The organism is Nocardioides humi, assembly GCF_006494775.1.
Taxonomy (GTDB): Bacteria; Actinomycetota; Actinomycetes; order Propionibacteriales; family Nocardioidaceae; genus Nocardioides; species Nocardioides humi.
Genome location: NZ_CP041146.1, coordinates 2,913,772 through 2,937,607, shown reverse-complemented (window position 1 = coordinate 2,937,607; position 23,836 = coordinate 2,913,772). Strand labels below are relative to the sequence as shown.

The 23,836-nt window shown below is 73.4% G+C and carries 25 protein-coding genes and 2 pseudogenes; 17 read left to right on the top strand and 10 right to left on the bottom strand.

From position 1 onward, the window contains the following. Nucleotides 1-13: 13 nt before the first annotated feature. Both FIV44_RS14335 and FIV44_RS14330 read left to right on the top strand, forming a co-directional pair. Entirely contained in the window at nt 14-313 is a 300-nt protein-coding gene (locus tag FIV44_RS14335) for a DUF1905 domain-containing protein (RefSeq protein ID WP_141005023.1), read from the top strand. 1 nt (nt 314) lies between these two features. Then, nucleotides 315-1,094, top strand: coding sequence for a DUF4184 family protein (locus tag FIV44_RS14330; protein ID WP_141005022.1), 780 nt, complete (start codon nt 315-317; stop codon nt 1,092-1,094). Here the strand turns inward: FIV44_RS14330 and FIV44_RS14325 are convergent. After that, a complete protein-coding gene (locus FIV44_RS14325; RefSeq protein WP_181411180.1) occupies nt 1,072-1,542 on the bottom strand; it encodes an acyl-CoA thioesterase in 471 nt (156 codons plus the stop codon). The two genes, FIV44_RS14330 and FIV44_RS14325, sit on opposite strands and share 23 nt — an antisense overlap. A 38-nt stretch (nt 1,543-1,580) precedes the next feature. Here FIV44_RS14325 and FIV44_RS14320 point away from each other — a divergent pair, with 38 nt between their 5' ends. After that, nucleotides 1,581-1,910 carry a 4a-hydroxytetrahydrobiopterin dehydratase gene (locus FIV44_RS14320; RefSeq protein WP_141005020.1) on the top strand — a complete coding sequence of 110 codons (330 nt, stop codon included), beginning with the start codon at nt 1,581-1,583 and terminating at the stop codon, nt 1,908-1,910. Between the two features lie 3 nt (nt 1,911-1,913). On the opposite strand, the gene FIV44_RS14315 is transcribed toward FIV44_RS14320, so the two are convergent. Continuing rightward, the gene (locus FIV44_RS14315) at nt 1,914-4,280 is read right to left on the bottom strand and encodes an ATP-binding cassette domain-containing protein (protein ID WP_425465174.1); all 2,367 of its coding nucleotides are present in this window, start codon (nt 4,278-4,280) and stop codon (nt 1,914-1,916) included. Between the two features lie 106 nt (nt 4,281-4,386). Here FIV44_RS14315 and FIV44_RS14310 point away from each other — a divergent pair, with 106 nt between their 5' ends. Beyond that, nucleotides 4,387-4,659 carry a hypothetical protein gene (locus tag FIV44_RS14310; RefSeq protein WP_141005018.1) on the top strand — a complete coding sequence of 91 codons (273 nt, stop codon included), beginning with the start codon at nt 4,387-4,389 and terminating at the stop codon, nt 4,657-4,659. A 29-nt stretch (nt 4,660-4,688) separates the two neighbouring features. Beyond that, on the top strand, nt 4,689-5,048 hold the full coding sequence (locus FIV44_RS14305) for a hypothetical protein (RefSeq protein ID WP_141005017.1): 360 nt from the start codon (nt 4,689-4,691) through the stop codon (nt 5,046-5,048). Here FIV44_RS14305 and FIV44_RS14295 read toward each other — a convergent pair. After that, nucleotides 4,958-6,253 carry an oxygenase MpaB family protein gene (locus tag FIV44_RS14295; protein WP_219996451.1) on the bottom strand — a complete coding sequence of 432 codons (1,296 nt, stop codon included), beginning with the start codon at nt 6,251-6,253 and terminating at the stop codon, nt 4,958-4,960. The genes FIV44_RS14305 and FIV44_RS14295 overlap by 91 nt on opposite strands. A gap of 81 nt (nt 6,254-6,334) precedes the next feature. On the opposite strand from FIV44_RS14295, the gene FIV44_RS14290 reads away from it, so the two are divergent. Beyond that, the gene (locus FIV44_RS14290) at nt 6,335-6,973 is read left to right on the top strand and encodes a TetR/AcrR family transcriptional regulator (RefSeq protein WP_219996450.1); all 639 of its coding nucleotides are present in this window, start codon (nt 6,335-6,337) and stop codon (nt 6,971-6,973) included. Here the strand turns inward: FIV44_RS14290 and FIV44_RS14285 are convergent. From FIV44_RS14285 to FIV44_RS14275, 3 genes are read right to left on the bottom strand one after another with little or no spacing between them, the layout of a single operon-like run. Continuing rightward, nucleotides 6,963-8,015: an LLM class flavin-dependent oxidoreductase gene (locus FIV44_RS14285; protein ID WP_141005015.1), complete on the bottom strand. Its 1,053-nt coding sequence runs from the start codon at nt 8,013-8,015 to the stop codon at nt 6,963-6,965. The genes FIV44_RS14290 and FIV44_RS14285 overlap by 11 nt on opposite strands. Next, complete coding sequence (gene trxA / locus FIV44_RS14280) at nt 8,012-8,362, bottom strand: thioredoxin (protein ID WP_141005014.1); 351 nt, start codon at nt 8,360-8,362, stop codon at nt 8,012-8,014. Before trxA ends, FIV44_RS14285 begins: the two co-directional genes overlap by 4 nt. 6 nt (nt 8,363-8,368) lie before the next feature. Further along, a complete protein-coding gene (locus FIV44_RS14275; protein ID WP_181411179.1) occupies nt 8,369-9,181 on the bottom strand; it encodes a glycoside hydrolase family 25 protein in 813 nt (270 codons plus the stop codon). Between the two features lie 42 nt (nt 9,182-9,223). Between FIV44_RS14275 and FIV44_RS30530 the strand changes: the two genes are divergently transcribed. The 6 genes and pseudogenes from FIV44_RS30530 (at nt 9,224) to FIV44_RS14255 (ending at nt 12,906) form a co-directional block, all read left to right on the top strand. Continuing rightward, on the top strand, nt 9,224-9,742 hold the full coding sequence (locus tag FIV44_RS30530) for a hypothetical protein (RefSeq protein ID WP_181411178.1): 519 nt from the start codon (nt 9,224-9,226) through the stop codon (nt 9,740-9,742). Between the two features lie 24 nt (nt 9,743-9,766). Continuing rightward, complete coding sequence (locus FIV44_RS14270) at nt 9,767-10,324, top strand: NYN domain-containing protein (RefSeq protein WP_141005012.1); 558 nt, start codon at nt 9,767-9,769, stop codon at nt 10,322-10,324. 124 nt (nt 10,325-10,448) lie between these two features. Beyond that, nucleotides 10,449-11,009 (top strand): annotated as a pseudogene (locus FIV44_RS33590) (NAD-dependent epimerase/dehydratase family protein); the annotation flags it as partial. Between the two features lie 236 nt (nt 11,010-11,245). Beyond that, nucleotides 11,246-11,419 (top strand): hypothetical protein, encoded by a 174-nt coding sequence (locus FIV44_RS32205; protein WP_246086957.1) that lies wholly within the window; start codon nt 11,246-11,248, stop codon nt 11,417-11,419. Then, nucleotides 11,401-12,015 (top strand): carboxymuconolactone decarboxylase family protein, encoded by a 615-nt coding sequence (locus FIV44_RS14260; protein WP_219996449.1) that lies wholly within the window; start codon nt 11,401-11,403, stop codon nt 12,013-12,015. The genes FIV44_RS32205 and FIV44_RS14260 overlap by 19 nt, the downstream gene beginning before the upstream one ends. Nucleotides 12,016-12,027: 12 nt before the next feature. Next, entirely contained in the window at nt 12,028-12,906 is an 879-nt protein-coding gene (locus FIV44_RS14255; protein WP_219996510.1) for an exodeoxyribonuclease III, read from the top strand. On the opposite strand, the gene FIV44_RS14250 is transcribed toward FIV44_RS14255, so the two are convergent. Together FIV44_RS14250 and FIV44_RS14245 are read right to left on the bottom strand one after the other, a co-directional pair. Next, on the bottom strand, nt 12,899-14,032 hold the full coding sequence (locus tag FIV44_RS14250) for an MFS transporter (protein ID WP_246086956.1): 1,134 nt from the start codon (nt 14,030-14,032) through the stop codon (nt 12,899-12,901). The genes FIV44_RS14255 and FIV44_RS14250 overlap by 8 nt on opposite strands. Nucleotides 14,033-14,191: 159 nt before the next feature. After that, entirely contained in the window at nt 14,192-15,016 is an 825-nt protein-coding gene (locus FIV44_RS14245) for an LPXTG cell wall anchor domain-containing protein (RefSeq protein ID WP_181411177.1), read from the bottom strand. 99 nt (nt 15,017-15,115) lie between these two features. On the opposite strand from FIV44_RS14245, the gene FIV44_RS30525 reads away from it, so the two are divergent. The 4 genes from FIV44_RS30525 to FIV44_RS14230 all read left to right on the top strand — a co-directional run bounded on the left by FIV44_RS30525 (nt 15,116) and on the right by FIV44_RS14230 (nt 18,961). Then, on the top strand, nt 15,116-15,388 hold the full coding sequence (locus FIV44_RS30525; RefSeq protein WP_181411176.1) for a hypothetical protein: 273 nt from the start codon (nt 15,116-15,118) through the stop codon (nt 15,386-15,388). A gap of 573 nt (nt 15,389-15,961) precedes the next feature. Continuing rightward, nucleotides 15,962-16,909 (top strand): hypothetical protein, encoded by a 948-nt coding sequence (locus tag FIV44_RS14240; protein WP_141005009.1) that lies wholly within the window; start codon nt 15,962-15,964, stop codon nt 16,907-16,909. Between the two features lie 78 nt (nt 16,910-16,987). Continuing rightward, on the top strand, nt 16,988-18,232 hold the full coding sequence (locus FIV44_RS14235) for a sensor histidine kinase (RefSeq protein WP_141005008.1): 1,245 nt from the start codon (nt 16,988-16,990) through the stop codon (nt 18,230-18,232). An 81-nt stretch (nt 18,233-18,313) separates the two neighbouring features. Next, nucleotides 18,314-18,961 (top strand): helix-turn-helix transcriptional regulator, encoded by a 648-nt coding sequence (locus FIV44_RS14230; RefSeq protein ID WP_246086955.1) that lies wholly within the window; start codon nt 18,314-18,316, stop codon nt 18,959-18,961. A 102-nt stretch (nt 18,962-19,063) separates the two neighbouring features. Here the strand turns inward: FIV44_RS14230 and FIV44_RS14225 are convergent. Next, a pseudogene (locus tag FIV44_RS14225) lies at nt 19,064-21,585 on the bottom strand (glycoside hydrolase family 65 protein). Next, entirely contained in the window at nt 21,582-22,352 is a 771-nt protein-coding gene (locus FIV44_RS14220; RefSeq protein ID WP_425465163.1) for an HAD family hydrolase, read from the bottom strand. The pseudogene FIV44_RS14225 and the gene FIV44_RS14220 overlap by 4 nt, the downstream one beginning before the upstream one ends. 142 nt (nt 22,353-22,494) lie before the next feature. Between FIV44_RS14220 and FIV44_RS14215 the strand changes: the two genes are divergently transcribed. Next, nucleotides 22,495-23,832 carry a cytochrome P450 gene (locus FIV44_RS14215; protein WP_246086954.1) on the top strand — a complete coding sequence of 446 codons (1,338 nt, stop codon included), beginning with the start codon at nt 22,495-22,497 and terminating at the stop codon, nt 23,830-23,832. Nucleotides 23,833-23,836: the final 4 nt, after the last annotated feature.

Sequence of the window (23,836 nt, the reverse complement as noted above, 5' to 3'; positions counted from 1 at the left end):
TACGGTTGCTGAGGTGCCCTTCACCTGCACCGGACCCGTCATCGAGTGGCGGGGCCCCGCGCCGTTCTACTTCCTCGCCGTGCCGGAGGACGAGAGCGACGACATCAAGGAGGCGGCGCGCGGCCTGGAGTACTGGGGGCAGGTCGCGGTCGACGTACGCATCGGCGACACCGGCTTCCGCACCGCCCTGTTCCCGAAGGACGGGCGCTATCTGGTGCCGCTGCGCGTCGCCGTACGCCGGGCCGAGGGGATCGAGGTCGGCCAGGAGCTGACCGCGGACCTCGAGCTCGCCTCCCGGAGCCAGGACGCCTGACGTGCCCGTCACCCTGGCCCACCCGGCCGCCGTCCTGCCGTTGCGCGGCCTCGGGCTGCCGCTGTCGGCGATGGTGATCGGGTCGATGACGCCGGACCTGCCGGTGCTGGGACAGACCTGGTCGCTCTACGGCTTCACCCACAGCCCGGCCGGCATCGTGACCGTCGACCTCGTCCTCACCCTCGCGCTGCTGGCGTTCTGGGACCGCTGGGGTCGCGACGCCCTCGTCGACACCGCGCCCGCCGCCGTCCGCGACCGGCTCCCGGCCCGCGCCCGGATCGGCCGCACCGCCTGGCTGCTCGCTCCGCTCGCCGCGATCGTCGGGTCGGCGACCCACGTCGTCTGGGACGCCTTCACCCACCAGGGACGGTGGGGCGTGCGGCACGTGGCCTGGCTGCAGGAGACGCACGGTCCGCTGCCCGGCCAGCAGTGGGCGCAGTTCGCGTCCGGGATCCTCGGCCTGCTGGTGACCGGGCTGGCGATCGTGGTCCACGTACGCCGCTCCCCCCGCGATACGCCGCGCCCGCGGCGACTGCCCGCGGCCGCGCTGCCGGCCGGGTTCGGCGCCGCGACCGCGGTGTCCCTGGCCACCGGCGCGCTGCACCTCGGCGACGGGCTCCACCGCGCCGCCTTCCACGCCGCCGTCGCCGGCATCCTCGCGCTGGCGGCGCTGGTCGTGCTCCTCGCCGCCGCCTGGCGCCTCGCCCCGCGTGCCTCCGAGACCCCCGGGGCCCCGGAGACCCCCGAGGCCGAGGAGGTCAGCGGCCCGCCCGCTCCCTGAGCGGCACCGCCGGACCGGCGTACGACGCGAGCGTGGCCCGCACCGCGTCGGAGATCGGCCAGGCCGACCCGGCGGCGGTGTCCCAGAACACCGCGGACGTCTCGGCGACGACCGCCGGGGCGTGGCCGGGCGCGACGCGCAGCTCGGAGGAGATGGCGAACGACGTGCGGCCGACGTGGCTGACCCAGATCCGCACCAGGAACGGCTGGTAGGCCACGAACCGCATCTCGGCGTGGTAGTCGATCCGCTGGGACCCGATCAGGTGGGTGATGCCGGGCGGCAGGTCGCGGAGCAGCCCGGGGCGGCCGTCGCCGGGGAGCGGGGCGTGCCCGAAGAACAGCAGCCGTGCCTCGTCGAGCACCCGCAGCGTCTCGACGTTGTCGACGTGGCCGCCGAGGTTGATGTCGCGCAGCCGCGCCTGGATCTCGCAGTCGAAGGCCTCACCCACGAGCGGCATCCTCGCAGGGCGGGGCGTACCGTCGATCCATGGGCTACGAACAGATCAGCGCCGAGGAGTTCAGCCGGGCCGAGGGCGTCGCCGACTGGCGGGTCCTGGGGGTCCATGCCTTCGCCGTGTTCCGCACCGGCAGCTTCGCGACCGGCCTCCAGCTGGTGAACGCGATCGGCGAGCTCGCCGAGGCGGCCAACCACCACCCGGACCTGAAGCTCGGGTACCCGTCGCTCGCGGTCCACCTGTCGACCCACGACACCGGGTCGCTCACGACCGCCGACCTGGACCTCGCCCGGCGGATCTCGGCGGCCGCGCGCGACCTCGGGGTGGCCGGCGACCCGGAGGCCGTCGTCGCCTGGGAGTGAGGCTCACTCCCCGACGTACGCCGCCAGGTGCTCGCCGGTGAGCGTCGATCTCTTGGCGACCAGCTCGGCGGGGGTGCCCTCGAACACGATCGTGCCGCCGTCGTGGCCGGCGCCGGGGCCGAGGTCGATGATCCAGTCGGCGTGGGCCATCACGGCCTGGTGGTGCTCGATCACGATGACGGACTTGCCGGCGTCGACCAGGCGGTCCAGCAGTCCCAGCAGGTTCTCGACGTCGGCGAGGTGCAGGCCGGTGGTGGGCTCGTCGAGGACGTAGACGCCGCCCTTCTCCTTCATGTGCAGCGCGAGCTTGACCCGCTGCCGCTCGCCGCCGGAGAGCGTGTTGAGCGGCTGGCCGAGCTTGAGGTAGCCGAGGCCGACGTCCGCGAGCCGGGCCAGGATGTCGGCGGCGGCCGGCACCTTCGTCTCCGGCGCGGAGAAGAGCTCGAGCGCCTTCTCGACGGGGAGGTCGAGCACCTCGGCGATGTTGAGCCCGCCCAGTCGGTAGTCGAGCACCGCGGCCTGGAACCGCTTGCCGCCGCAGTCCTCGCACGGCGTGGAGACCGTGTCCATGAAGCCGAGCTCGGTGACGATGACGCCGGAGCCCTTGCAGGTCGGGCACGCGCCCTCGGAGTTGGCGCTGAACAGGGCCGGCTTCACGTCGTTGGCCTTCGCGAAGGCCTTGCGGATCGGCTCGAGCAGCCCGGTGTACGTCGCCGGGTTCGACCGCCGGGAGCCCTTGATGGCCGCCTGGTCGATCGCCACCACGCCCTCGCGGCCGACCACCGAGCCGTGGATCAGCGAGCTCTTGCCGGAGCCGGCGACGCCGGTGACCACCGTCAGCACGCCCAGCGGGATGTCGACGTCGACGTTCTGCAGATTGTGGGAGTCGGCGCCGCGGATCTCCAGCACGCCGCTGCGCTCCCGCACCGCGTCCTTGAGGGACGCCCGGTACGACAGGTGCTCGCCGGTGCGGGTGCCGGACCTCAGCAGCCCGTCGACGGTGCCCTGGAAGACCACCTGGCCGCCACCGCTGCCGGCGGCCGGGCCCATGTCGATCACGTGGTCGGCGATCGCGATCGTCTCCGGCTTGTGCTCGACGACCAGCACGGTGTTGCCCTTGTCGCGCAGCTCCAGCAGCAGCTTGTTCATCCGCTCGATGTCGTGCGGGTGCAGCCCGATGGTGGGCTCGTCGAAGACATAGGTGACGTCGGTCAGCGCCGAGCCGAGGTGGCGCACCATCTTGGTGCGCTGGGCCTCACCGCCCGAGAGGGTGCCGGACGGCCGGTCCAGCGAGAGGTAGCCGAGCCCGATGTCGACGAAGGAGTCGAGCAGGTCGAGGAGCTTGCCGACGAGCGGGGCCACGCCCGGGTCGTCGATCGTGCGCAGCCACTCGGCGAGGTCGGTGACCTGCAGCGCGGTCACCTCCGCGATGGTGCGGCCCTTGATCGTGACCGACCGCGCGGACTCGTTGAGCCGGGTGCCGTCGCAGGACGGGCAGGGGCCGAAGACCGCGGCCCGTTCGACGAACGCCCGGATGTGCGGCTGCAGCGACTCCGCGTCCTTGCTGAACATCGACTTGCGGATCTTCGGGATCAGGCCCTCGTAGGTGATGTTGATCTTGTCGACCTTGATCTTGCGCGGCTCGGCGTACAGGAAGTCCTCGCGCTCGGCCTTGGTGTACTTCGCGATCGGCTTCTCGGGCGGCAGCACGGCCTTGAACGCCGCGATCATCCACCCGTCGGCGGTGTAGCCGGGCACCAGCACCGCGCCCTCGACCAGCGACCTGGACTCGTCGACGATCTGGGTCAGGTCGAGGTCGGAGACGGTGCCGCGGCCCTCGCACTGGGGGCACATGCCCCCGAGGTAGACCTGCTGCTTGATGACGTTCTTCTTGCCCGACTCGGTCACCGAGGCGCCGCCGACGGTCGTGGTCGGGATGTTGAAGGAGAACGCCGTCGGGCCGCCGATGGTCGGCTCGCCGATCCGCGAGAACAGCGAGCGCAACATCGCGTGGGCGTCGGTCACCGTGCCCAGCGTCGAGCGGGGATTCGCCCCCATCCGCTCCTGGTCGACGAGGATGGCCGTGGTGAGCCCCTCCAGGACGTCGACCTCCGGTCGCGGCAGGTTGGGCATGAAGCCCTGCACGAAGGTGCTGTAGGTCTCGTCGATCAGTCGTCGTGACTCGGCGGCGATGGTGCCGAACACCAGCGAGCTCTTGCCCGACCCCGACACGCCCGTGAACACGCTCAGCCGGCGCTTGGGGATCTCGACGTCGACCCCCTGCAGGTTGTTGACGTGGGCGCCCTGCACCCGGATCTTCTCGTGGCTGTCGGCGGGGTGGGGCTCGGCAGGCTTCGGCATGCGCCCCATCATGGCGGATCGCTCCGACACCCGGGACCCGTCGGGCGCCCGGTCGTTGGGGTGTACGAGAATCGGCCGTCCCGGAGGGGGATTCCGGGCAGGACATGGGGAGAGCGTGGTCGAGGGAGTGGTCGAGGACGTCGGCGAGGACGCGGTCGGTGACGCGGCCGGGGCCGGGAGCGTGCCGACGTCGTACGAGCAGTTCGGCGTCAACTGGATCCACCGCGTGCTCCACAAGGAGCGGATCCTGCGCACCGTCGACGAGGTCCTGGGCGACCAGATCGCGCTCGGCCCGATCGGCGCCGGCCCGGGGCGGGCCTTCGCGAGCGTGAGCTTCGTGGGACCTACCGGCCCACCACGGGGGAGCTGGTCCCCGGGGAGCTGCTGACCTACGCGATCGACCTGCCGATCAGCGTGGTGTTCGACCTCGAGCTGCCGCTGGACAAGCTGACGTTCAACGCGGAGGTCGTCGTACCGCTCGTGCTCGTGGTGCACACCGAGGCGCCGCTCAAGCTGCGTCTGGAGCTGCGGACCCCGGCCGAGGACCAGATCGGGCTGGAGCTGAAGACCGACACCCGGCGCGGGGCGGTGCTGCGCAAGGTGGCCGGACTGGACGCCGAGCTGCGGCGATTCCTGCTCCGGGTGCTGGACACCGAGCTGGCGAAGGCCTACGTGCGGAAGGCGACCTATCTCGACATGGAGGAGCTGATCGACGAGGCCTGGCCGGCCTTCACCGCGCAGTTCCTGCCGCGGGGACCCGAGGACCGGCGGGGCTGACCGCCCGGTGCCCGGGCTGCGCCTGCCGGGTACGACGGGGCGCGCGGGCCCGCCGCGCCGGTGCGACGACCGCGTCGTGGAGGGCGCCGAACGCCATCGCGGCGAGCGGGATCCAGACGGGGATCAGCATGAAGGCGAAGATCGGCACCAGGGTCATCAGGTCGCGCATCTCGGGCTCCGTATCGGCTCGGTTCTCTCGACCCCACCGAGTCTGGGTCGGCGTCCCGGGCGCTCGCTCGTGCGCGGCTACAGAGTCCCCGGTGTCTTTTGTGCTCCGGCCACAGGTGCGGCGAACGAGGCGAGCTGCGGCCGCTCGTAGCGTGCGCGCAGCCGCTCGTACCGCAGCCGGTTGAGCGCCAGGGGGTCCAGCAGCAGCCAGCGCGGCAGCCACCGGCGCGCCGTACGGATGAGCAGCAGGTAGAGCCCGAATTCGGCCCGGCGACGCCGGGTCCAGCGGACGCCGAGCAGCTCGCGCATGCGGGGATGCGCCGCGCCCTCGGCGCAGACCTTCGCGGGCCGGCCGAGCGCGGGGTGAGGATCCGCCAGAACGGCGCGATCGCCCGCTGCAGCCAGCGCGGCCCGACCAGCGTCGGCACCGGCAGCCGGTCGAAGGTGGCGTTGGCCCACTGCAGGAACTCGTTGTCCTCGAGCACGGTGGCGGCGACCTCGTCGTAGTAGGCCTCCGCCTCGGCGGCCGTCGCGGGCATCCGGGCCTGCTCGCTGGGCAGGTCGAAGTCGACGAGGTGGCGGATCGTGCCGTAGACGACCTCGCGCTGCTCGGCGGTCAGCCGCCCGCGGTACGTCGTGACGTAGCCGGTGTGGAAGACCATCAGGCTGGTCGTGCCGACCCACTTCCACAGCGCGGGGTTGAGCGCGCTGTAGCGCTCGCCGGCGAAGTGCCCCTTCCCCTCGCCGCGGACCTGGCCGTGCAGGTCCTTGAGCCGCTGCGCCGAGGCCCGGCGGTCGGCGTCGTCGCCGAAGAGCAGCAGCGGTCCCCACAGGCCGCTGCGGATCCCGCGGTCGGTGAAGTTCTGCGCGAACCGGCCGGTCGCGTCGACCGCCGCGGCCACCTCGCGGTAGGCGACCTGGTCGAGCGCGAGCCGGCCGAAGAGGGCGAAGGCGGCCGGCGTGCCGAGCCAGGCGCGGACGTCGGCGGCGAGGGCGTGGTGCGGCTGCGAGGGGTGCCAGGGAGGCAGGTCGGTCATACGTGTGCTCCTCGCCCAACTGATAACGCGCGTTGACAGATCCATTCACCCATCGGTCAACGCGCGTGTCAAGATGTCCGGGTGACGGAGAGCGCACGGCGGTACGGCGGTCGCGCGGCCGCCGAGCGCGTCGCCGAGCGGCGCGCCCGGCTGCTCGCTGCCGGCCTGGAGCTGATGGGCACCCGCGGCGTCGCCGGCGCCACCGTGCGCGGTGTGGCCGAGGAGTCGGGGCTGGCGGCGCGGTACTTCTACGAGAGCTTTCCGAGCATCGAGGCGCTCCAGCTCGCGGTGTTCGAGCAGATCGCCGCCGAGGCGGCGGCGCGCTCGGTCGCCGCGCTGGCGACGGCGCCCGAGGGCGTCGAGGGCGTCGAGGAGCGGACTCGGGCGGTGCTGGCCGAGATGGCCGACCTCTTCCTCGAGGACCCGCGCAAGGGCCGGATCGCGCTGCTGGAATCGATCACCTCGCCGGTGCTGGGCCCGCGGGTGCTGGAGGAGAGCCGCCGGTTCGCCGGGATGCTCGCCGCGACCGCGTCCTCGGGCGACCCGGCGGGCTCGCCGGAGGGGCTGCCGGTCGAGCTGCTGCTCCGGGCGCGCTTCCTCATCGGCGGCGTGGCCCACGCGCTGGGGGCCGCCCTGCAGGGCGACCTCGACGTCGAGCGGGACCGGCTCGTCGACGTACTGGTGGAGCTGTTCCTGACGGTGGACGTCGTCAGGCCGTGACCGGCTCCGCGGCGAGCAGCTCGCGCACGCGCGGGGCCACCTGGGCGCCGTACAGCTCGATGCTGTGCATCAGCTGCTCGTGGGGCAGGGTGCCGTTGCTGTACTTCAGGTCGAAGCGCTGGATGCCGAGCACCCGGACGGCATCGGCGATCTTGCGGGCGACGGTCTCCGGCGAGCCGACGAAGAGGGCGCCGTGGTCGACCTCGGCGTCGTACTGCTCGCGGGTGGCGGGACCCCAGCCGCGCTCGGCGCCGATCCGGTCGCGGCTGGCCTTGAAGTGCGGGAACAGCAGCTCGCGCGCCTCCTCGTCGGTGTCGGCGACGAAGCCGGGGGAGTGCACGCCGATCGGACGATGGCCGATCTCGAGCTCGTCGAGGGCGCGGCGGTAGAGGTCGGCGAAGGGCGCGAACCGGGCCGGCTCGCCGCCGATGATCGCCAGCATGAGCGGGAAGCCGTAGCGGGCGGCGCGGACCACCGACTCCGGCGAGCCGCCGACGCCGATCCAGGTCGGGATCGAGCCGCGGGCGGTGGTGGGGAAGATCCGGGCGTCGCGCAGCGGGGCACGCAGCTCGCCGCGGTCCCAGGTGACCGGCTGCTCGCCCTGGAGCGCCGCCCACAGGTCGAGCTTCTCGGAGAACAGCCGGTCGTAGTCGCCGAGGTCGTAGCCGAACAGCGGGAACGACTCGGTGAAGGAGCCACGGCCGAGGGTGACCTCCGCGCGGCCGCCGGAGACCGCGTCGAGGGTCGCGAACCGCTGGTAGACGCGGACCGGGTCGTCGGAGCTGAGCACCGTGACCGCCGTACCGAGGCCGATCCGCTCGGTGCGCCCGGCGATCGCGGCCAGCACCATGTCGGGCGCGGAGACCGCGAAGTCGTCGCGGTGGTGCTCGCCGACGCTGAACACGTCGACGCCCACCCGGTCGGCGAGCACGCCCTGCTCGACGACGTTCCGGATCACCTCGGGGTGGCCGAGGCGCTCGCCGGTGCGTACGTCGACGGTGACGTCGCCGAAGGTGTCGAGCCCGAGCTGCAGCTCGCTCACTTCCCGGCGGCCTTCGCGGCGTCGACGTCGAAGTCGCGGACGGCCGCGATCACCTGCGCCAGCGCGGGCGCGGGCAGCGCGCCGGCCTGGGAGAAGACCAGGGCGCCCTTCTTGAACGCCATCAGGGTCGGGATCGAGGTGACCTTGGCGGCCGCGGCGAGCTGCTGCTCCTCCTCGGTGTTGACCGAGCCGAAGACGAGGTCGCCGTGCTCCTCGGCGGCCGCCTCGTAGATGGGCGCGAAGTTGCGGCACGGACCGCACCACGACGCCCAGAAGTCGACGAAGACGATCTCGTTGTCGAGCACCGTCTGCTCGAAGTTGCCGGCGGTGAGGTCGATGGTGGACATGACCTCTCAACGCATCCCGACGGGGATTGTTCCCCGGTTGCGGTCGACGCCTCCGCTGATGCCGGGGACGGCGCCGCGGTCGTCGTACTGCCACACGGACCAGTCCCGCGCCGGCGGACGGTCGCCGAGGCGTCGTACCCACTGCGGGTGGTCGGCCAGGTCGTCGGCGAACCCGAAGCGCTCCTCGAACTCGGGGTAGAGGTAGACCAGCGTGGTGGTGCCGAGGCGGTCGTCGACCGTGGCGAGGAACTCCCGGACCTCGGCGAGCAGGGTGCCGGCCGCCGGCGGGTCGGCGCAGCTGCCGGCGAGCTCGAGGTCGATCGCCGGCGGGAGCGTGGGATCGGGCTGGTCGCCGAGGACGGCCAGGCTGAGCACATCAAGAAAATGCTCGGCCTGAGCGGTGCCGTCGCTGCAGAGCTGGAAGTAGTGGTAGCCGCCCACCGCGACCCCCGCCCGTACGGCGGCCGCCCGGTGCGCCGCGAACCGCGGGTCGGTGAACCCGGTGCCCTCCGTCGCCTTGAGGTAGGCGAACACGATCCCCGCCCCCGCCACCCGGTCCCAGTCGATCGGGCCCTGGTGGTGGGAGGCGTCGATGCCCTCGACGACCTCGAGCTCCGGGTCGGGCTCCGGCGTGGGCGTGAGGGTGGGTGCGGGGGTGTTCGCCGGCGTGGCGCTGGAGGCGGGGGTGGAGGCGGGGGTGGAGGCGGGGGTGGACGCGGGCGGCGTCGTCGGCGGCACGCCCGACGTCGGCGTACCCCCGCCGCACGCCGCCAGCGCCAGCAGCGCCGCACAGGCCGTCGCGGTGACCAGGCTCCTCACGCGCCCAGCCAACCATGCGTGGCGGCGACGTATCGTCGAGGCATGCGCACCCTGCTGCTGACCTCGTTCGTGACGCTCCTCGCCGGGTTGCTGGCCCTGCCGGCGCCGGCGGGCGCGGCCGTGAAGGTGATCGACGACGGCGCCGAGCCGGCGCTGCCCGCCCGGATGGACATCCTGCGCGTCAAGATCGACAACCGGGCTGATCGCGTGGTGCTCAAGCTGACCTTCCGCGGCCTCGACAAGGCCCGCAAGGCCCAGACGAAGGTGTTCATCGGCACCCGGCCGGGGACCGACGAGGGCTTCATCGCCTACAGCGGCTACCGCCCCCGCACCGGCGCGGTGACCCAGCTGTGGGAGCCGACCGACCAGGAGTTCGGCGGCACGCCGATCGAGTGCTCCGGGATCCGCGGCAAGTGGCGGTTCGACCGCGACCGGGTCCGCATCGTCGTCCCGCAGGCCTGCCTGGACAGCACCGCGCCGCGCTACCGGTTCAAGGCGGTCGCCGGGTTCTACAAGACGAAGGGCGACTGGACCGACTTCGTCGGGGTCAAGCGCGGCTGAGCCCGTCACCCCTAGGCTCCTGCCATGGAGACCGCGCGGACCACCCACGTCCTGGTGGACGGGGAGAACATCGACGCCACCCTCGGGACGTCGATCCTGGGCCGGCGCCCGCGGCCCGAGGAGCGGCCGCGGTGGGAGCGGCTGCTGCAGTTCGTGGAGCGGCAGTGGGGTCAGCCGGCGAACGGACTGTTCTTCCTGGCGGCCAACAGCGAGCTGCCGATGTCGTTCGTGCAGGCGCTGCTGGCGATCGGGTACCGGCCGATCCCGCTGTCCGGCGGCGCCAACCAGAAGGTCGTCGACATCGCCATCCAGCGCACGCTGGACGAGCTGGCGAACCGCGAGGCGGACGTCGTCCTGGTCAGCAACGACGGCGACTTCGTCGAGCAGGTCGAGCACGTCCTCGACGGCCGGCGGGTGGGCCTGGTCGGGTTCACCGAGTTCCGCAACAGCGCGTTCTCGCAGCTGACGGCCCGCGGACTGCAGTTCTTCGACCTCGAGTACGACGTCAACGCGTTCAACGAGCGGCTGCCGCGGGTCCGGATCATCCCGATCGACGAGTTCGACCCGACGCAGTTCCTCTGAGGCTGCGGGCAGTCGTTCGGCGCCCCATGCGAATTCGTCCGCGATTCCGCCGAATGAGGACGAATTCGCATGGGGCGCGGTTCTCGCGCGGCTGGTTCCGCCGGGAGTTGGGCATAGTGGGGAGATGAGGCTCCTCGTTCTCGGCGGTACCCAGTTCCTGTCCCGTGCGGTCGCGGCGGAGGCGGTGCGGCGCGGCCACGACGTGGTCTGCGCCAACCGCGGGCAGTCCGGCACGGTGCCACCGGGCGTGACGACGGTGCGCTGGGACCGCGACCAGCCGGCCCCCGCGGAGCTCACCGACGGCGACCCGTACGACGCCGTGGTCGACGTGGCGCGCACGCCCTCGCACGTGCGGCGGGCGCTGGCCGCCGTACCCAATGCGCACTGGGTGTTCGTCTCCACCATCTCGGTCTACGCCGACCACGGCGACCCCGCAGGTCCGGGCGAGGGGCGGCTCCTGCCGGAGGTGACCGAGGACCTCGACCCGATGGCGAGCCTGGAGAACTACGGCGGCATGAAGGTCGCCTGCGAGCGGCTCGTGCTCGAGGCGGTGCCGTCGGCGGCGGTGGTCCGGCCCGGGCTGATCGTGGGTCCCGGCGACCCCAGCGGGCGGTTCGCCTACTGGGCGCGTCGCTCGACCGCGACCGGCGACGTGCTCGCGCCGGGCCGGCCCCAGGACCTGGTGCAGGTCGTCGACGTCCGCGACCTCGCCGCCTGGGTGGTGGGCCTGGCGGAGCACCGCGCTGGGGGGACGTACGACGGCATCGCCCCGAGCGCCCGTTCGCCGACCTGCTCGCCGCCTGCCTGCCCGACGCCCGCCTCGTCTGGGTCGACCAGGAGTTCCTCCAGGCCGAGGGGGTCGAGCCGTGGTCCGGCCCGGACAGCATCCCGCTCTGGCTGCCCCGTCCCGAGTACGACGGCATGCTGGCCCACGACGCCGGCCCCGCCCTCGAGGCCGGGCTCGAGCCGCGCCCGGTCGACGCGACCACCCGCGACACCCGCGCCTGGCTGGACGCCGACCCGGCAGCCCGGATTACCGGCATCACGACCGAGCGGGAGGCCGAGCTCCTGGCCAGGTGGCGGGCGCAGCCGTGACGAGCGGCCGGTTCCGCTCGCCCCGGCCCGACGAGCTCGGCCGGCTCGGCCCCGAGGCCCGGCGTCTCTACGACGCGCTCACGTCCGGTCCCCGCGCCACGGGCGAGCAGCCGTTCCCGCTGACCGACGCCGACGGCGCCCTGCACGGCCCGTTCGGGCTGATGCTGCTGCAGCCCGGCGTCGGCGGTCCCCTCCAGGAGCTCGGCGCCGCGATCCGCTACCAGGGCGAGCTGACCGCCCGTGAGCGGGAGATCGCGATCCTCGCCGTGGCCGCGGCGACGGGCTCCGGCTTCGAGGCCTGGGCGCACGCGCGGGTCGCCGCCGCGATCGGCATGGACGCCGCCGAGATCGCCGCCGTCGCGGACGGCACCTTCGCCGGAGCCGACGAGCGGGAGCGGCTGTGCCACGACCTCGCGCGCCGGCTCGTGCACGAGCGGACCCTCGACGACGCCGGGTTCGAGCAGGCCTCGGCCGCGCTGGGCCGGGCCGACCTCCTGGAGCTCGTGGTCCTGGTGGGCTACTACGCGACGCTGGCGCTGATGATGGACGTCTTCGACGTCGGGCTTCCCGATGAGTCGCCAGTCGCCGACGAGTAGCCTCGCCCGGTGCTGCGCATCGCGACCGTCAACATCAACGGCATCCGAGCCGCCCACCGCCGCGGCTTCGGCGACTGGCTGGCGACCCGCGGCTGCGATGTCGTCACGCTGCAGGAGGTGCGCTGCCCGGATGCGGCGCTGCCCGAGGACGCCTTCGGCGACTACGAGGTGGCGTACGACGCCGGCGAGATCGCCGGGCGCAACGGCGTCGCCGTGCTGACCCGCCGGCCGGCCGCTGCCGTGCGCACCTGGGCCGTCCCGGACCCCACCTGTCCGCTGCCGCGGGCGCTGCGCCGCCACGCGACGGAGGGGCGGTACGTGGAGGTCGACCTGGCCGACGTACCGCTGACGGTGGCGAGCCTCTACCTCCCCAAGGGCGGCCTCCCCGCGCACCTCCAGGACCCGCGGCGGATGCGGGAGGCGCCGGACGGCGGGGCGAAGCACGCGCGGAAGATGGCGTTCATGGCCGGCTTCGCGCGCCACCTGGCGGCCTCGCGGAGGGCGGCCGCGGCGGCGGGCCGGGAGTTCCTGCTGACCGGCGACCTCAACATCGCGCACACGCGGGCGGACGTCGCGAACTGGCGGCGCAGCAACCAGGTCGAGGGCTTCCTGCCCGAGGAGCGTGCCTGGCTCGACGCCCAGCTCACGCCGCGGACGCTGATCGACGTCGTCCGCCGGCTGCACCCGGACGTCGAGGGGCCGTACTCCTGGTGGAGCTGGCTGGGCCAGGCCTACGCCAAGGACGCGGGCTGGCGGATCGACTACCACCTCGCCACCCCGCGGCTGGCCCGCGCGGCGGTGTCGGCGGTCGTCGACCGCGAGCACGCCGGCGTCCGGCTCAGCGACCACGCGCCGGTCGTCGTCGACTACGACCTGGCCGCGCTCAGCTGACCGATCGCTCGCCGGCGACCGGGACCACCAGCACGGCGAGCAGGGGGAGCGCGGCGGCGAGGGCGTACGTCGCGCCGTACCCCCAGGCGGTGATGGTCAGGCCGGCGATCGGCGGGACCGCGACGGCGGCGAGGTGCTGGGCGGTGTTCTGCAGGCCGAGCGCGCGGCCGGACCAGAACGGGCCGGCGCGCTCGGCGACCGCGGTGAAGGCCAGTCCGTTGTCGGCGACGGTCACCGCGGACGCGACGACGAGGAGGACGACGGCGACGCCCGTGACCACCGCCGAGTCCTCCGCGCCGGCGGCGGCCAGGCCGAGCAGCGCCATGGTGGCGGCCGCGAGGACCGCGACCGCGCGCATCGGCCGCATCCGGCTGCCGACCAGGTCGGACGCCCAGCCCGCGCCGATCCGGGCGGCGGCACCGGCGACCTGGGTGCCGGCGACGACGAGGCCGGCGACGCCCGGCGACCAGCCGAGGTCGGCGACGAGCCAGGTCAGCCCGAAGGTCCACACCAGGAACTGGGGGACGACGAGCAGCACCGAGGCACCGTGGACCCGGGCGAGGTAGCGGTCGGCGCGGTAGGGGTTGACCGCCCGGTGGTCGCCCGCCGCGGCGGCCGGGCGCGGCGGGTCGAGGACGACGAGGGCGACGAAGGCCGTGATGGCGAGGGCCGCGCCGGTCGGCACCCACAGCGCCGGGCCGATGCCGTGGTGGTGGGCGATGACGGCGACCGTGCCGGCCGCGAGGCCGACCCCGAGCGGCTGTCCGGTCTGCCGGATGCCCATCGCGATCCCGCGCCGCTCCGGCGGGAACCAGCCGACGACCACCCGGCCCGAGGCGGAGTTGGTCGCCGCGGCGCCGATGCCCGCGAAGCACAGCGCCGCCGCCATCGGCCACGGCTCGGCGAGCGCGGCCGCCGCCGCGCCACCGGCGGCCGTCACCAGCAGCCCGGTCAGCAGCGCGAACCGCTCCCCGCGCCGGTCGACCACCAGCCCCCACAGCACCAGCGTGAACATCATCCCGGTCATCGACGCCGACGCCACCAGCCCGGCCTCGGCGAGGCTCATGCCGTAGCCGCCCGCGGCCACCGGCCGGTGCAGCTCCGGGATCAGGAAGCTCGGCGCCACGACCATCGCCGACGTCGCCGCCTGTGCCCCGTCCCCGCCGCCAGCATCGCCCAGCGGTGCGTGGCGGACACCGTGCGCGCCGCCTGCGGGTGCGGGGCGGCGGTGCGGGTCACCGCTCCAGTCAAGCACCGCTGTCCGCAAAGTGAGACTGGTATCTCACTATCCGAGAGCCTCGGGTCGCCCGCGCGCGCTTCGCACCAGCGCCAGGCCGCCGGCCAGCAGGAGGACGCCCGCCAGGGCGGCCAGCCCGGTCACGGCATCGGCGCCGGTCGCCGGCAGCGCGGTCGCGACCGGTGGTGCCGGGTGCGCTGGGGGAGGCGCGGCGGCGGGCGGTGCGGGGTGGTGGACCGCCGGCGTGACCGGCGTGACCGGCGTGACCGGCGTGACCGGCGTGACCGGCGTGACCGGCGTGGTGGGCGTGGTGGGCGTGACCGGGACGATGGGCGTCGTCGGCGTGCAGGAGGCGGCCGCGAGCGGGGGCGCGAGCTGGAAGCGCCACTCGGTCGTTCCGACGAGCTCGTAGCCGGGCAGCGCGGTCGCGGTCACCACGGTCGTCTCGTCCGAACCCGTGCTGGTGGCGTACCTGACGCCCTCGGTGCTCGGCAGCACGACCTGCGCCGCGGCATCGCAGGTCGGCTCCGTCACCGTCGGAACGGCCGGAGTCGCGCAACGGTCGGGGGTGCCCAGGTCGCCGGTGAAAACGGTCGGGGCGTACGCAGCGATCGTGTACCCGGGGTCCGCGGTGGCGACGACGGTCCAGGTCCCGGTCTTGCCGTCGCCCTCGGTGACCTCGTAGGTGATCCCTTCGGTCGTGGGCAGTACGAGGGAGCCCACGGTGTCGCAGCCGCGCACCGGGGTGACGGCGGGCGCGACCGGAGTCGCCGGCCGCCAGCACTGCTCCGCGTCGAGCTGCGGGTCGACCGTGAGCGTCCAGGTGGAGCGGCCCTGGAGCCGGTATCCGGGCTTCGCGGTCGCGGTGACCACGTAGCTGCCGGGGCCCGAGCCCTCGGGGTCTGCGTGTAGCCGACCTTGTCGGTGTCCCCGGGCACGTTCAATCGCCCGGCCGAATCGCAGGTGGCCGCAGTGACGCTCGGCCCTGCCGCGGTGACGTCCTCCTCGCAGGCGGGGAAGCCCGCAGCGCGACCGGTGTCGGTCGAGATGGTGCCGTTGCGCCACGTCATCGACACGGTGAGGCTCAGCGGCTCGGTGGCCGTCACCTTCTCCGTGAAGGTCTTGGTCTCGTCGTCCTCGAACGTGGTTCCGACCGGAACGACGCCGCGCGAGGAGCTGGTGACGCGCGCTTGGTTGGCGGCGGAGTTGCCGTTCCAGTTGTGGACTCGCCAGGTCACCAGGTAGTTGCCGGGCGTGCTGTCGCACGCCGCCGTTCCCTGGATATCGGAGTGGTGCGCCGAGGCGGGGCCGGCGAGCATGACCGTGCCGGTCAGGATCGCGGCGAGCGCCAGCAGCGCGATGGTCAGTCGTCTCATTCTTCGTTCCTCACTGGCTCGGGACGGATCGTGCGGTGCGGCCGGCGAGGGACGGTCACGACACAGAGCTCGGCGACACGGCTGGAGCCGTCTCGTCGGTGGATCCGGGATAGGCCCGAGGGGCGCGACACCTCCGCGAAGCGATCAGACAGATCGGCTCGCGGGTCCCCCGACCCCGCCCGTCTCCGAGCGAGGATGTCGCGCCACCCGAGGCACTACGAGCCTAGGACGCTCATGTGCCGACGAGAGTCCTGGTCATCGGCTATCCCCCACGTTGGTGAGACCGCTGCCGGCGCCCGCCGTGGAGCCGGATCGGCCGCGGACGCGGCATCCCGAAATCTGGGGAGAACGGCGCATCGCCGGTCCGCCGAGCCGCCGGATCGAGGACGCTGGCAGTCCCGCACCACACCCGTGCCCGCAGGCGAGCAGGAAGGCCAGGCCGATGACACGCACCACCGCCGGGTTCGTCGATCCCGAGTCCGGCCCCGGGCTCACCGCGGACGACGCCGTCGGCGTCATGGACGAGCTGGCGGCGCTGATCGGGGACGCGCTCGGCCGGCCGGTCCGGCTGGTGCTCGGCTCCGCGGCGCCGCCGGCCGACGGACCCGTCTTCCACGCGTACGACGGCAGCGGCGCCGTGGTCGCCGTCGCCCGGTGGGCGCTCGACCCGGTGAGCGCGCAACTGCTCCTCGCCGAGGCGGCGGTCCTGGCCGCGGTCGGGGAGGTCGCGGAGCTGGGCTCCCCGCTGGTCGCGCCCCGCCTGGTCGCGCTCACCACCTGGCACGGAGGGCCGCTGCTGGTGGAGGAGGCCGGCCCGCCGCCGTACGCGAGCCGTCCGCCGACCCGCGAGGAGCGCCGGGCGGCCGAGCTCGCGGTGGCCCGGCTGGTCACCCCCGCCGACCTCGACCGCTCCTACGCGGCGGAGCTGCGCACGGCCCTCGCGCGGCTGGAGCCCTCGTCGGTGACCGAGCGCCTGGCGGCCACCTTTGAGCTCCTCGCCGAGCGGCACGACCTCGACGCACTGCCCCGCGGCGCCTGGCACGGCAACTGGTCGCCGACGACCATCGCCGCGGCTGCCGCCGGCGGCGGCCGGGTGCTGGCGTGGGGCTGGGAGCGGTTCGCGGTGAACCGCCCGCTCGGCTTCGACACCCTCCACTTCCGGCTCGCGCAGCTGCGGCTCCGCGGCCGGTCCGCCGGGGTGGGCGCGGTCCTGGTGCGGGAGGCGGCGGAGCTGCTGACGGAGTGGCCGGTCCGCCCCGAGGACCGCGAGTGCGTGGCCCGCCTGCTCCTGCTGGAGCTGGCCGTCCGGGAGCTCCGGGAGGTGGGCGAGCGGCAGGCGCCGGTGTCCTGGGCCGCTGACTGGCTGGCGCCCACGCTGTTCAGCGTCTGACGAAACTCGGCCGGAAGGCCCACCACGCCGGCGTACCGCTGCCAGGATGGTTGCGACCATCGGGACAAGGGGTACGCCGTGGACGTGGACAAGGCGCTGGCGCGGACCCTGCAGCTGCTCGCCGAGGGCGTCCAGGAGTTCGTGGGCTTCGACCTGGCCGCGGTGAGCCTGGTGACCGACGGGGTGCTGCACACGGTCGCGGTCGTGGGCGACGACGATGCGATCGCCCGGCTGCTCGACCTGCGCGCGCCCGTGGAGCTGGTCGAGCGGGAGCTGGCGCCTGCGGAGGTGTGGGGCGACCTGCGGTTCCTGCCCGCCGAGCGGGCGGGCGGTCACCTCGCGGGACACGAGTGGGTGCCGGACATCGTCGCGCTCGACGGCCCCGACGCCTGGGATCCCGACGATCTCCTGTGCGGACTGCTGCGCGACGACGACGGGCAGCTGCGCGGGCTGCTGTCCGTCGACCTGCCGCGCAACGGCCGGCGCCCCGACGTCGCGCAGCGGGAGACCCTGCAGATGTACGTCCGGCTCGCCGAGCGCGCCCTCGTCACCGCTCTGGAGCGGGGCGACCTCGAGGAGCGGGTCGAGCGCGAGCACGCGGTCGCGGAGTACCGGCGCACGATCATCGACGTGCTGTCCCACGAGCTGCGGGGCACCGCCGCGGCGATCGCCAACACGGTCGAGGTGCTGCGCCGCCGTACCGCTCCGGACGACGCGACCCGGGCGGCGTTGGACGCGGTCGACGGCGGCGCCGACCGGATCACCTCGGTCGTCGACGACATGGCGGCTCTCGCCAAGCTCGGCCGGCCGGGCGTCGCCCTGCGGGTGGTGCCGACCGATCTGGGCGCCGTCGCCCGCGACGTCATCGGCTTCCACGCCGCCGCGGCCCGGCTCCGGGACGTCTCGGTGTCGTTGGAGGTCCGCGGCTCGCCGGTCGTGGCGGGCGACCCGGAGGACCTCGACCGAATGGTGTCCAACCTGCTCTCGAACGCGGTCAAGTACAGCGACCCCGGCGGCCGGGTCCGGGTGAGCGTGCGGCCCGCGGCCTCCTCCGGCGTCGTGCTCGAGGTGGCCGACACCGGGATCGGCATCGACGCCGCCGATCGCGCACGGGTCTTCGAGGAGTTCTTCCGCTCGCGCGCCGGTGCCGTACGACGCCGGGCGGGTGCCGGGCTCGGCCTCGCCATCGTGGAGCGGATCGTCGCCCTGCACGGTGGCTCGGTCCGGGTCGAGTCCGCGCCCGGCGAGGGCTCCACCTTCACCGTCGAGCTGCCGGCCGACGTTCCGCGTTCGCCGGGCGGGAACCGGAACGCCGGTTCATAATCGACGCGTGAGCAAGGGTTCTGCCGGCCCGCGGGGGCGCCGATGAACAGGGCTGCGCGCGGTCGCACGCGGATCGTCCTGGTGGAGGACCACGTCCTCTTCTCCGAGTCCCTCGAGCTCGCGCTGGACCTGGAGGGTCACGACGCGCTGAGCGTCTCACCGACCGCCTTCACCTCGACCCAGGCCCTGCTGAGCCGGGTGCTGCGGCTGCGGCCCGGCCTGGTGCTCCTCGACCTCGACCTCGGCGCCCTCGGCGACGGCCGACGGCTGATCCCCTCCCTGGTCGAGGCCGGCGCCCAGGTCATCGTCGTCACCGCCGCCACCGACCGGGCCAGGTGGGGCGAGTGCCTCGCCCTCGGCGCCCGCCGGGTCCTCCCCAAGTCCGGGTCGCTCAACGAGATCCTGGCGACGATCCGGCGCATCGACCAGGGGCTCCCCGTCCTCGACGCGGGCGAGCGGGAGACCCTGATCGGCCTGGCCCGTCAGCAGAGCCGTGAGCAGGCCGAGATCCGCGAGCGGCTGGAGCGACTCAGCCCCCGTGAGGGCGAGGTACTCGGCCGGTTGATGCTCGGCGAGACGGTCCGCGAGGTCGCCGCCCACTTCGTCGTCTCCGACGCCACCGTCCGTACCCAGGTCAAGGCGATCCTCGCCAAGCTCGCCGTGTCCTCCCAGATCGCCGCCGTCGGGCTCGCCAACCGGGTGGACTGGCGCCCGCCGGGGGTGGGGTGAGGGCGAGGGAATCACCGCTTCAGTGGCGATTCCCTCGCTTCTTGACCGTTGCAACGGGCAAGAAGTGCCAGTTTCACCGCTTCAGCGGCGATTCCGACAGCCTCAGTCCCCGCTCGGCACGATCGCCGAGATCACCGTGCCGTCGGCGCGCTGGATCCCGGCGGGGTACGGCGGCTCGCCGGCCAGCCGGGGCCCCTGGTGCTCGAGCGGGACGACCACGGGGTCGCCGGCGGAGACCTTGACCAGCTCGCCGCGTACGGAGAACGTGGCGGGGCCGGGCCCCTCCTCGACGTACAGCTCGAGCTCGGCCGCGCGGACGGTGACCCGGACCCGGGTGCCGTGCAGCGTCACCCGGAAGACCAGGGAGGACCACTCGTCGGGAAGGCGCGGGTCGAGCTGCCACTGCTGGTCGCCGGCGCCGGAGCCGACGTCGCGGAAGCCGCCGAAGCCGCCGACGAGGGCGCTCCACACGCCGCCGGTGGAGGCGACGTGGACGCCGTCGGCGGTGTTGTTGTGGCGGTCGTCGAGGTCGACGAAGAGCGCGGAGTGGAAGTACCGCAGGGCCAGCTCGTGGTAGCCGACCTCGGCGGCGACGATCGACTGGACGACGGCGGAGAGGGTGGAGTCGCCGGTGGTGATCGGGTCGTAGTACTCGAAGTCGGCCTGCTTCTGCTCGAAGGTGAACTCCTCGCCCTGCAGGTAGAGCGCGAGCACGACGTCGGCCTGCTTGAGCACCTGGAACCGGTAGATCACCAGCGGGTGGTAGTGCAGCAGCAGCGGCCGCTTGTCGAGGGGCGTGTTCTCCAGGTCCCACATCTCGCGCTCGAGGAAGTGCCGGTCCTGCGGGTGGATGCCGAGGAAGGAGTCGAACGGGATGTACATCCCTCGGCGCACTCGGCCCACTCCTCGGGCTCCTCCGCCGTGAGTCCGGTACGACGGACCAGCGCGTCGTACGCCGGCGGGTCGTCGCGTTGCAGCTCCCAGACCGCGCGGGCGGCGCGGCGCAGGTTGAAGCGCGCGAGCACGTTCGTGTACAGGTTGTCGTTGACGACGGTGGTGTACTCGTCGGGCCCGGTGACGCCGTGGATGTGGAAGGTGCGGCGGGTCTCGTCGCGCCAGAACCCGAGGTCGGCCCACATCCGCGCGGTCTCGACGAAGATGTCGACCGCCTCGCGGGCGAGGAACTCGTCGTCGCCGGTGGCGCCGATGTACTGGCTCAGCGCGTACGCCACGTCGGCGTCGATGTGGTACTGCGCGGTGCCGGCGGCGTAGTAGGCGGACGCCTCCTGCCCGCTGATGGTGCGCCACGGGAAGAGCGCGCCCTTCTGGGACAGCTCCCGTGCCCGCGCGCGGGCACTGTCGAGGAGGTTGTAGCGGAACCGCAGGGCGTTCCGGGCCGCCCACGGCATCGTGTACGTGAGGAACGGCATCACGTAGATCTCGGTGTCCCAGAAGTAGTGGCCGCCGTACCCGGACCCGCTCACGCCCTTGGCCGCGATGCCCTGCCCCTCGGCACGGGCGGAGGCCTGCAGGATCGAGAAGAGGTTCCACCGGACCGCCTGCTGGAGGGCCGGCTGGCCGGGGATCTCGACGTCGGCGCGCGCCCAGAACGCGTCCAGCCAGGCCCGCTGGGCGGCGTACTGGTGCTCCACGCCCTCCTCGTGGGTGCGGGCCAGGGTCCGCTCGCAGCGGTCGATCAGCTCCCGCGGCGGCACCGTGTCGGCGGTGTGGAAGGAGACCAGCTTGGTCAGCCGCACCGGCTTCCCCGGCTCGGCCGCGATCCGGTAGATCGCCTTGGCGAGGTCCTCCTCCGCGTGCACCTCCATGGAGTACGGCGACGCCGTCTCCAGCACGTGATCGGCGACCACGCCCAGGGTCATCCCGCTCTGCGCGGTGCGGTAGCCCAGCTTGAGCCGGCCGGTCTCGGGGTCGGCGCCGTGGATCCGCGGCTCGAGCACCCGGCGGTCGAACGCCTCCGCCCGGCGCGGGTCCGCCGTACCGCCGCCGCTGGCGTCGAGCGGGGCGACCTCGCGCTGCTCGTCCTGCCGGTTGACCAGCTGGGAGGAGATCGCCAGCGAGGCGTTCTGGTCGAGCAGGGTGACCTCGAAGCTGAGGATGGCGAGGTGGCGCTGCTCCAGCGGCACCATCCGGGTGCTGCGGACCCGGACCCGCTTGCCGCCGGGGGTGCGCCACAGCAGCTCGCGGCTGAGCACGCCGGTGCGGAAGTCGAGCGCCCGCTCGTACTCCAGCAGGTCCGCGGCCGAGATCTGCAGCGGCTCGTCGTCGACGTACAGCCGGATCACCTTGGGGTCCGGGACGTTGACGATCGTCTGCCCGATCCGCGCGAAACCGTAGGCCTCCTCGGCGTGGGAGATCGGCCAGGTCTCGTGGAAGCCGTTGATGAAGGTGCCGTCGAGGTGGGCGTCGCGGCTCTCGGAGTAGTTGCCGCGCAGGCCGAGGTAGCCGTTGCCGACCGTGAACAGCGACTCGGTCGTGCCGAGGTCCGTGCTGTCGAACCGGGTCTCCACCAGCCGCCACACGTCCACCGGGAACCGGGTCCGGTCCAGCGGATCCTCGACCGGCGGGGCGACGTGGGACGGGCCGTCGGGCGGCGGTGCGTTCATGCGCTCTCTCCTCCTGACCGGCCGTCGGGCAACAGGTCCGCGAGATCCGGTACGACGAGGTCGGCTCCCGCCGCGCGCAGGGCGTCCTCGCCCGCGCCGCGGTCGACGCCGATCACCAGGCCGAAGGCCCCGGCCCGGCCGGCCGCCACCCCGCTGACGGCGTCCTCGAGCACGACGGACCGCGCGTCGGACGCGCCGAGCACGCTCGCCGCGTGGCTGAACGTGTCGGGCGCGGGCTTGCCGGGCAGGCCGAGCTCGGCCGCCAGCCCGCCGTGCATCACGAACCCGAAGTAGTCGGTCAGCCCGGCCGCCACCAGTACCGCGGGTGCGTTGCGCGACGACGACACCACCGCCATCGGCGTGCCGCGGCGGAGCAGCTCCCGGAGCAGCGCCACCGAGCCCGGGTAGGGTGTCACGCCCTCGGAGGCGAGGATCTGGTTGAACGCCTCGTTCTTCCGGTTGCCCAGGCCGCACACCGTCTCCGCCGCCGGCGGGTCGTCCGGCGTCCCCTCGGGCAGCACGATCCCGCGCGAGGCGAGGAAGGAGCGGACGCCGTCGTACCGCGGCTTGCCGTCGACGTGGGCGAAGTAGTCCTGCTCGGTGTACGGCGGGTACGTCGTGCCGTCCGCCGCCGAGCGCGCGTCCAGGAAGGCCGTGAACATCGCCGCCCACGCGTGCATGTGCACCTCGGCCGTCGGGGTGACCACGCCGTCGAGGTCGAAGAGGACGGCGTCGTAGGAGTCCCAGTCCACTGCGGTGTCAGGCACGACGATCAGGCTATCCGGCCGACGGTGCCGAATCGGTGACCTCGCGATGACAGGCTGATGACCGCCGGATCAGGGACGCCTCAGGGTCGCGATCCGGGTCACACCGGATTCATCGAGGGTTCTCGTCTGATGGAATGTGCTCATGCGCGTCCCCCTCCTCGGCTCGATGCTCCGGCCGGTGCTCGACCCCGTGCTCGGCCCCGCCAAGCAGCGGATCGGCATCTGGCTGCTCAACCGCACCATGCGGGGCGGCATCGATCTGCGCAAGCTCCGCTTCCTCCCCGACTCGGTGACCCTGCCGCTCAAGCGCGCCGGGCTGGACCCGCTGCCGGAGATGGCGCAGGTCCGCGCCGAGGAGCCGGTGAAGAAGCTCGCCGAGCTGTTCGGCAAGGGCGTCTGGCTGGTCAGCGGGTACGACGAGGCGCGCGAGGTGCTCGCCGGCGGGGCCGAGGTGTGGTCCAACGACCTCGGCCAGTTCGTGTCGCAGGAGGGCCGCTCCGACGAGGAGCAGATCGGCGGCCTCGGCATGACCGACCCGCCGCTGCACACGGCGCTGCGCCGGTATCTCACGCCCGAGTTCACGATGCGCCGGCTCGCCCGGCTGCAGCCCGGCATCGAGGCGATCGTCAAGCAGCGGCTGGACGCGATGGAGGAGGCCGGCCGGGACGGGCGCCCGGTCGACATGGTGGAGGAGTTCGCCTTCGCCGTACCGTTCGACGTGATCTGCGACCTGCTCGGCCTGCCGGTCGCCGACCGTGCCCGGTTCCTCGAGCTCGGCGTGGCGCGCTTCGACCTCACCGAGGGAGGCACCGGCGTGTTCGGCGCCGCGGCCCACACCCGCGAGTTCCTCATCAACGCGGTCCGCGAGCAGCGCGCGAACCCCGGCGACGGCCTGATCGGCGCCCTGCTGAAGGAGCACGGCGACGAGCTCGACGACGTCACCCTCGGCGGCATCGCCGACGGCGTCTTCCTCGGCGGCTACGAGACCTCCGCGTCGATGCTGGCCCTGGGCGCCTACCTGATCGCCACCACCCCGAAGGCCGGCGAGATGCTCCGCTCCGACGACGCCGAGCAGGTCAACCGGGTGGTCGAGGAGCTGCTGCGCCACCTGTGCGTCGTCCAGCTCGCCTTCCTGCGCTTCGCCAAGCAGGACGTCGTCGTCGGCGGCGTGCAGATCAAGGAGGGCGACGCCGTCGGCGTCTCGCTGCTCGCCGCCAACCGCGACCCGCGCCTCGCGCCCGGCCTCGACGAGTTCGACCCGGACCGCGAGCCCACCCGCCACCTCGCGTTCGGCTGGGGCATGCACCGCTGCGTCGGCGCCGAGTTGGCGCGGATGGAGCTGCGCACCGCGCTGCGGATGCTCGCCGAGCGCTTCCCCGACCTGACCATGGCCGCGGACATCTCCGAGCTGGACTTCCGCAAGCTGTCCGCCGTGTACGGCGTCGAGGCGCTCCCCGTCCTCACCGGCACCGCCGCCTGACGCG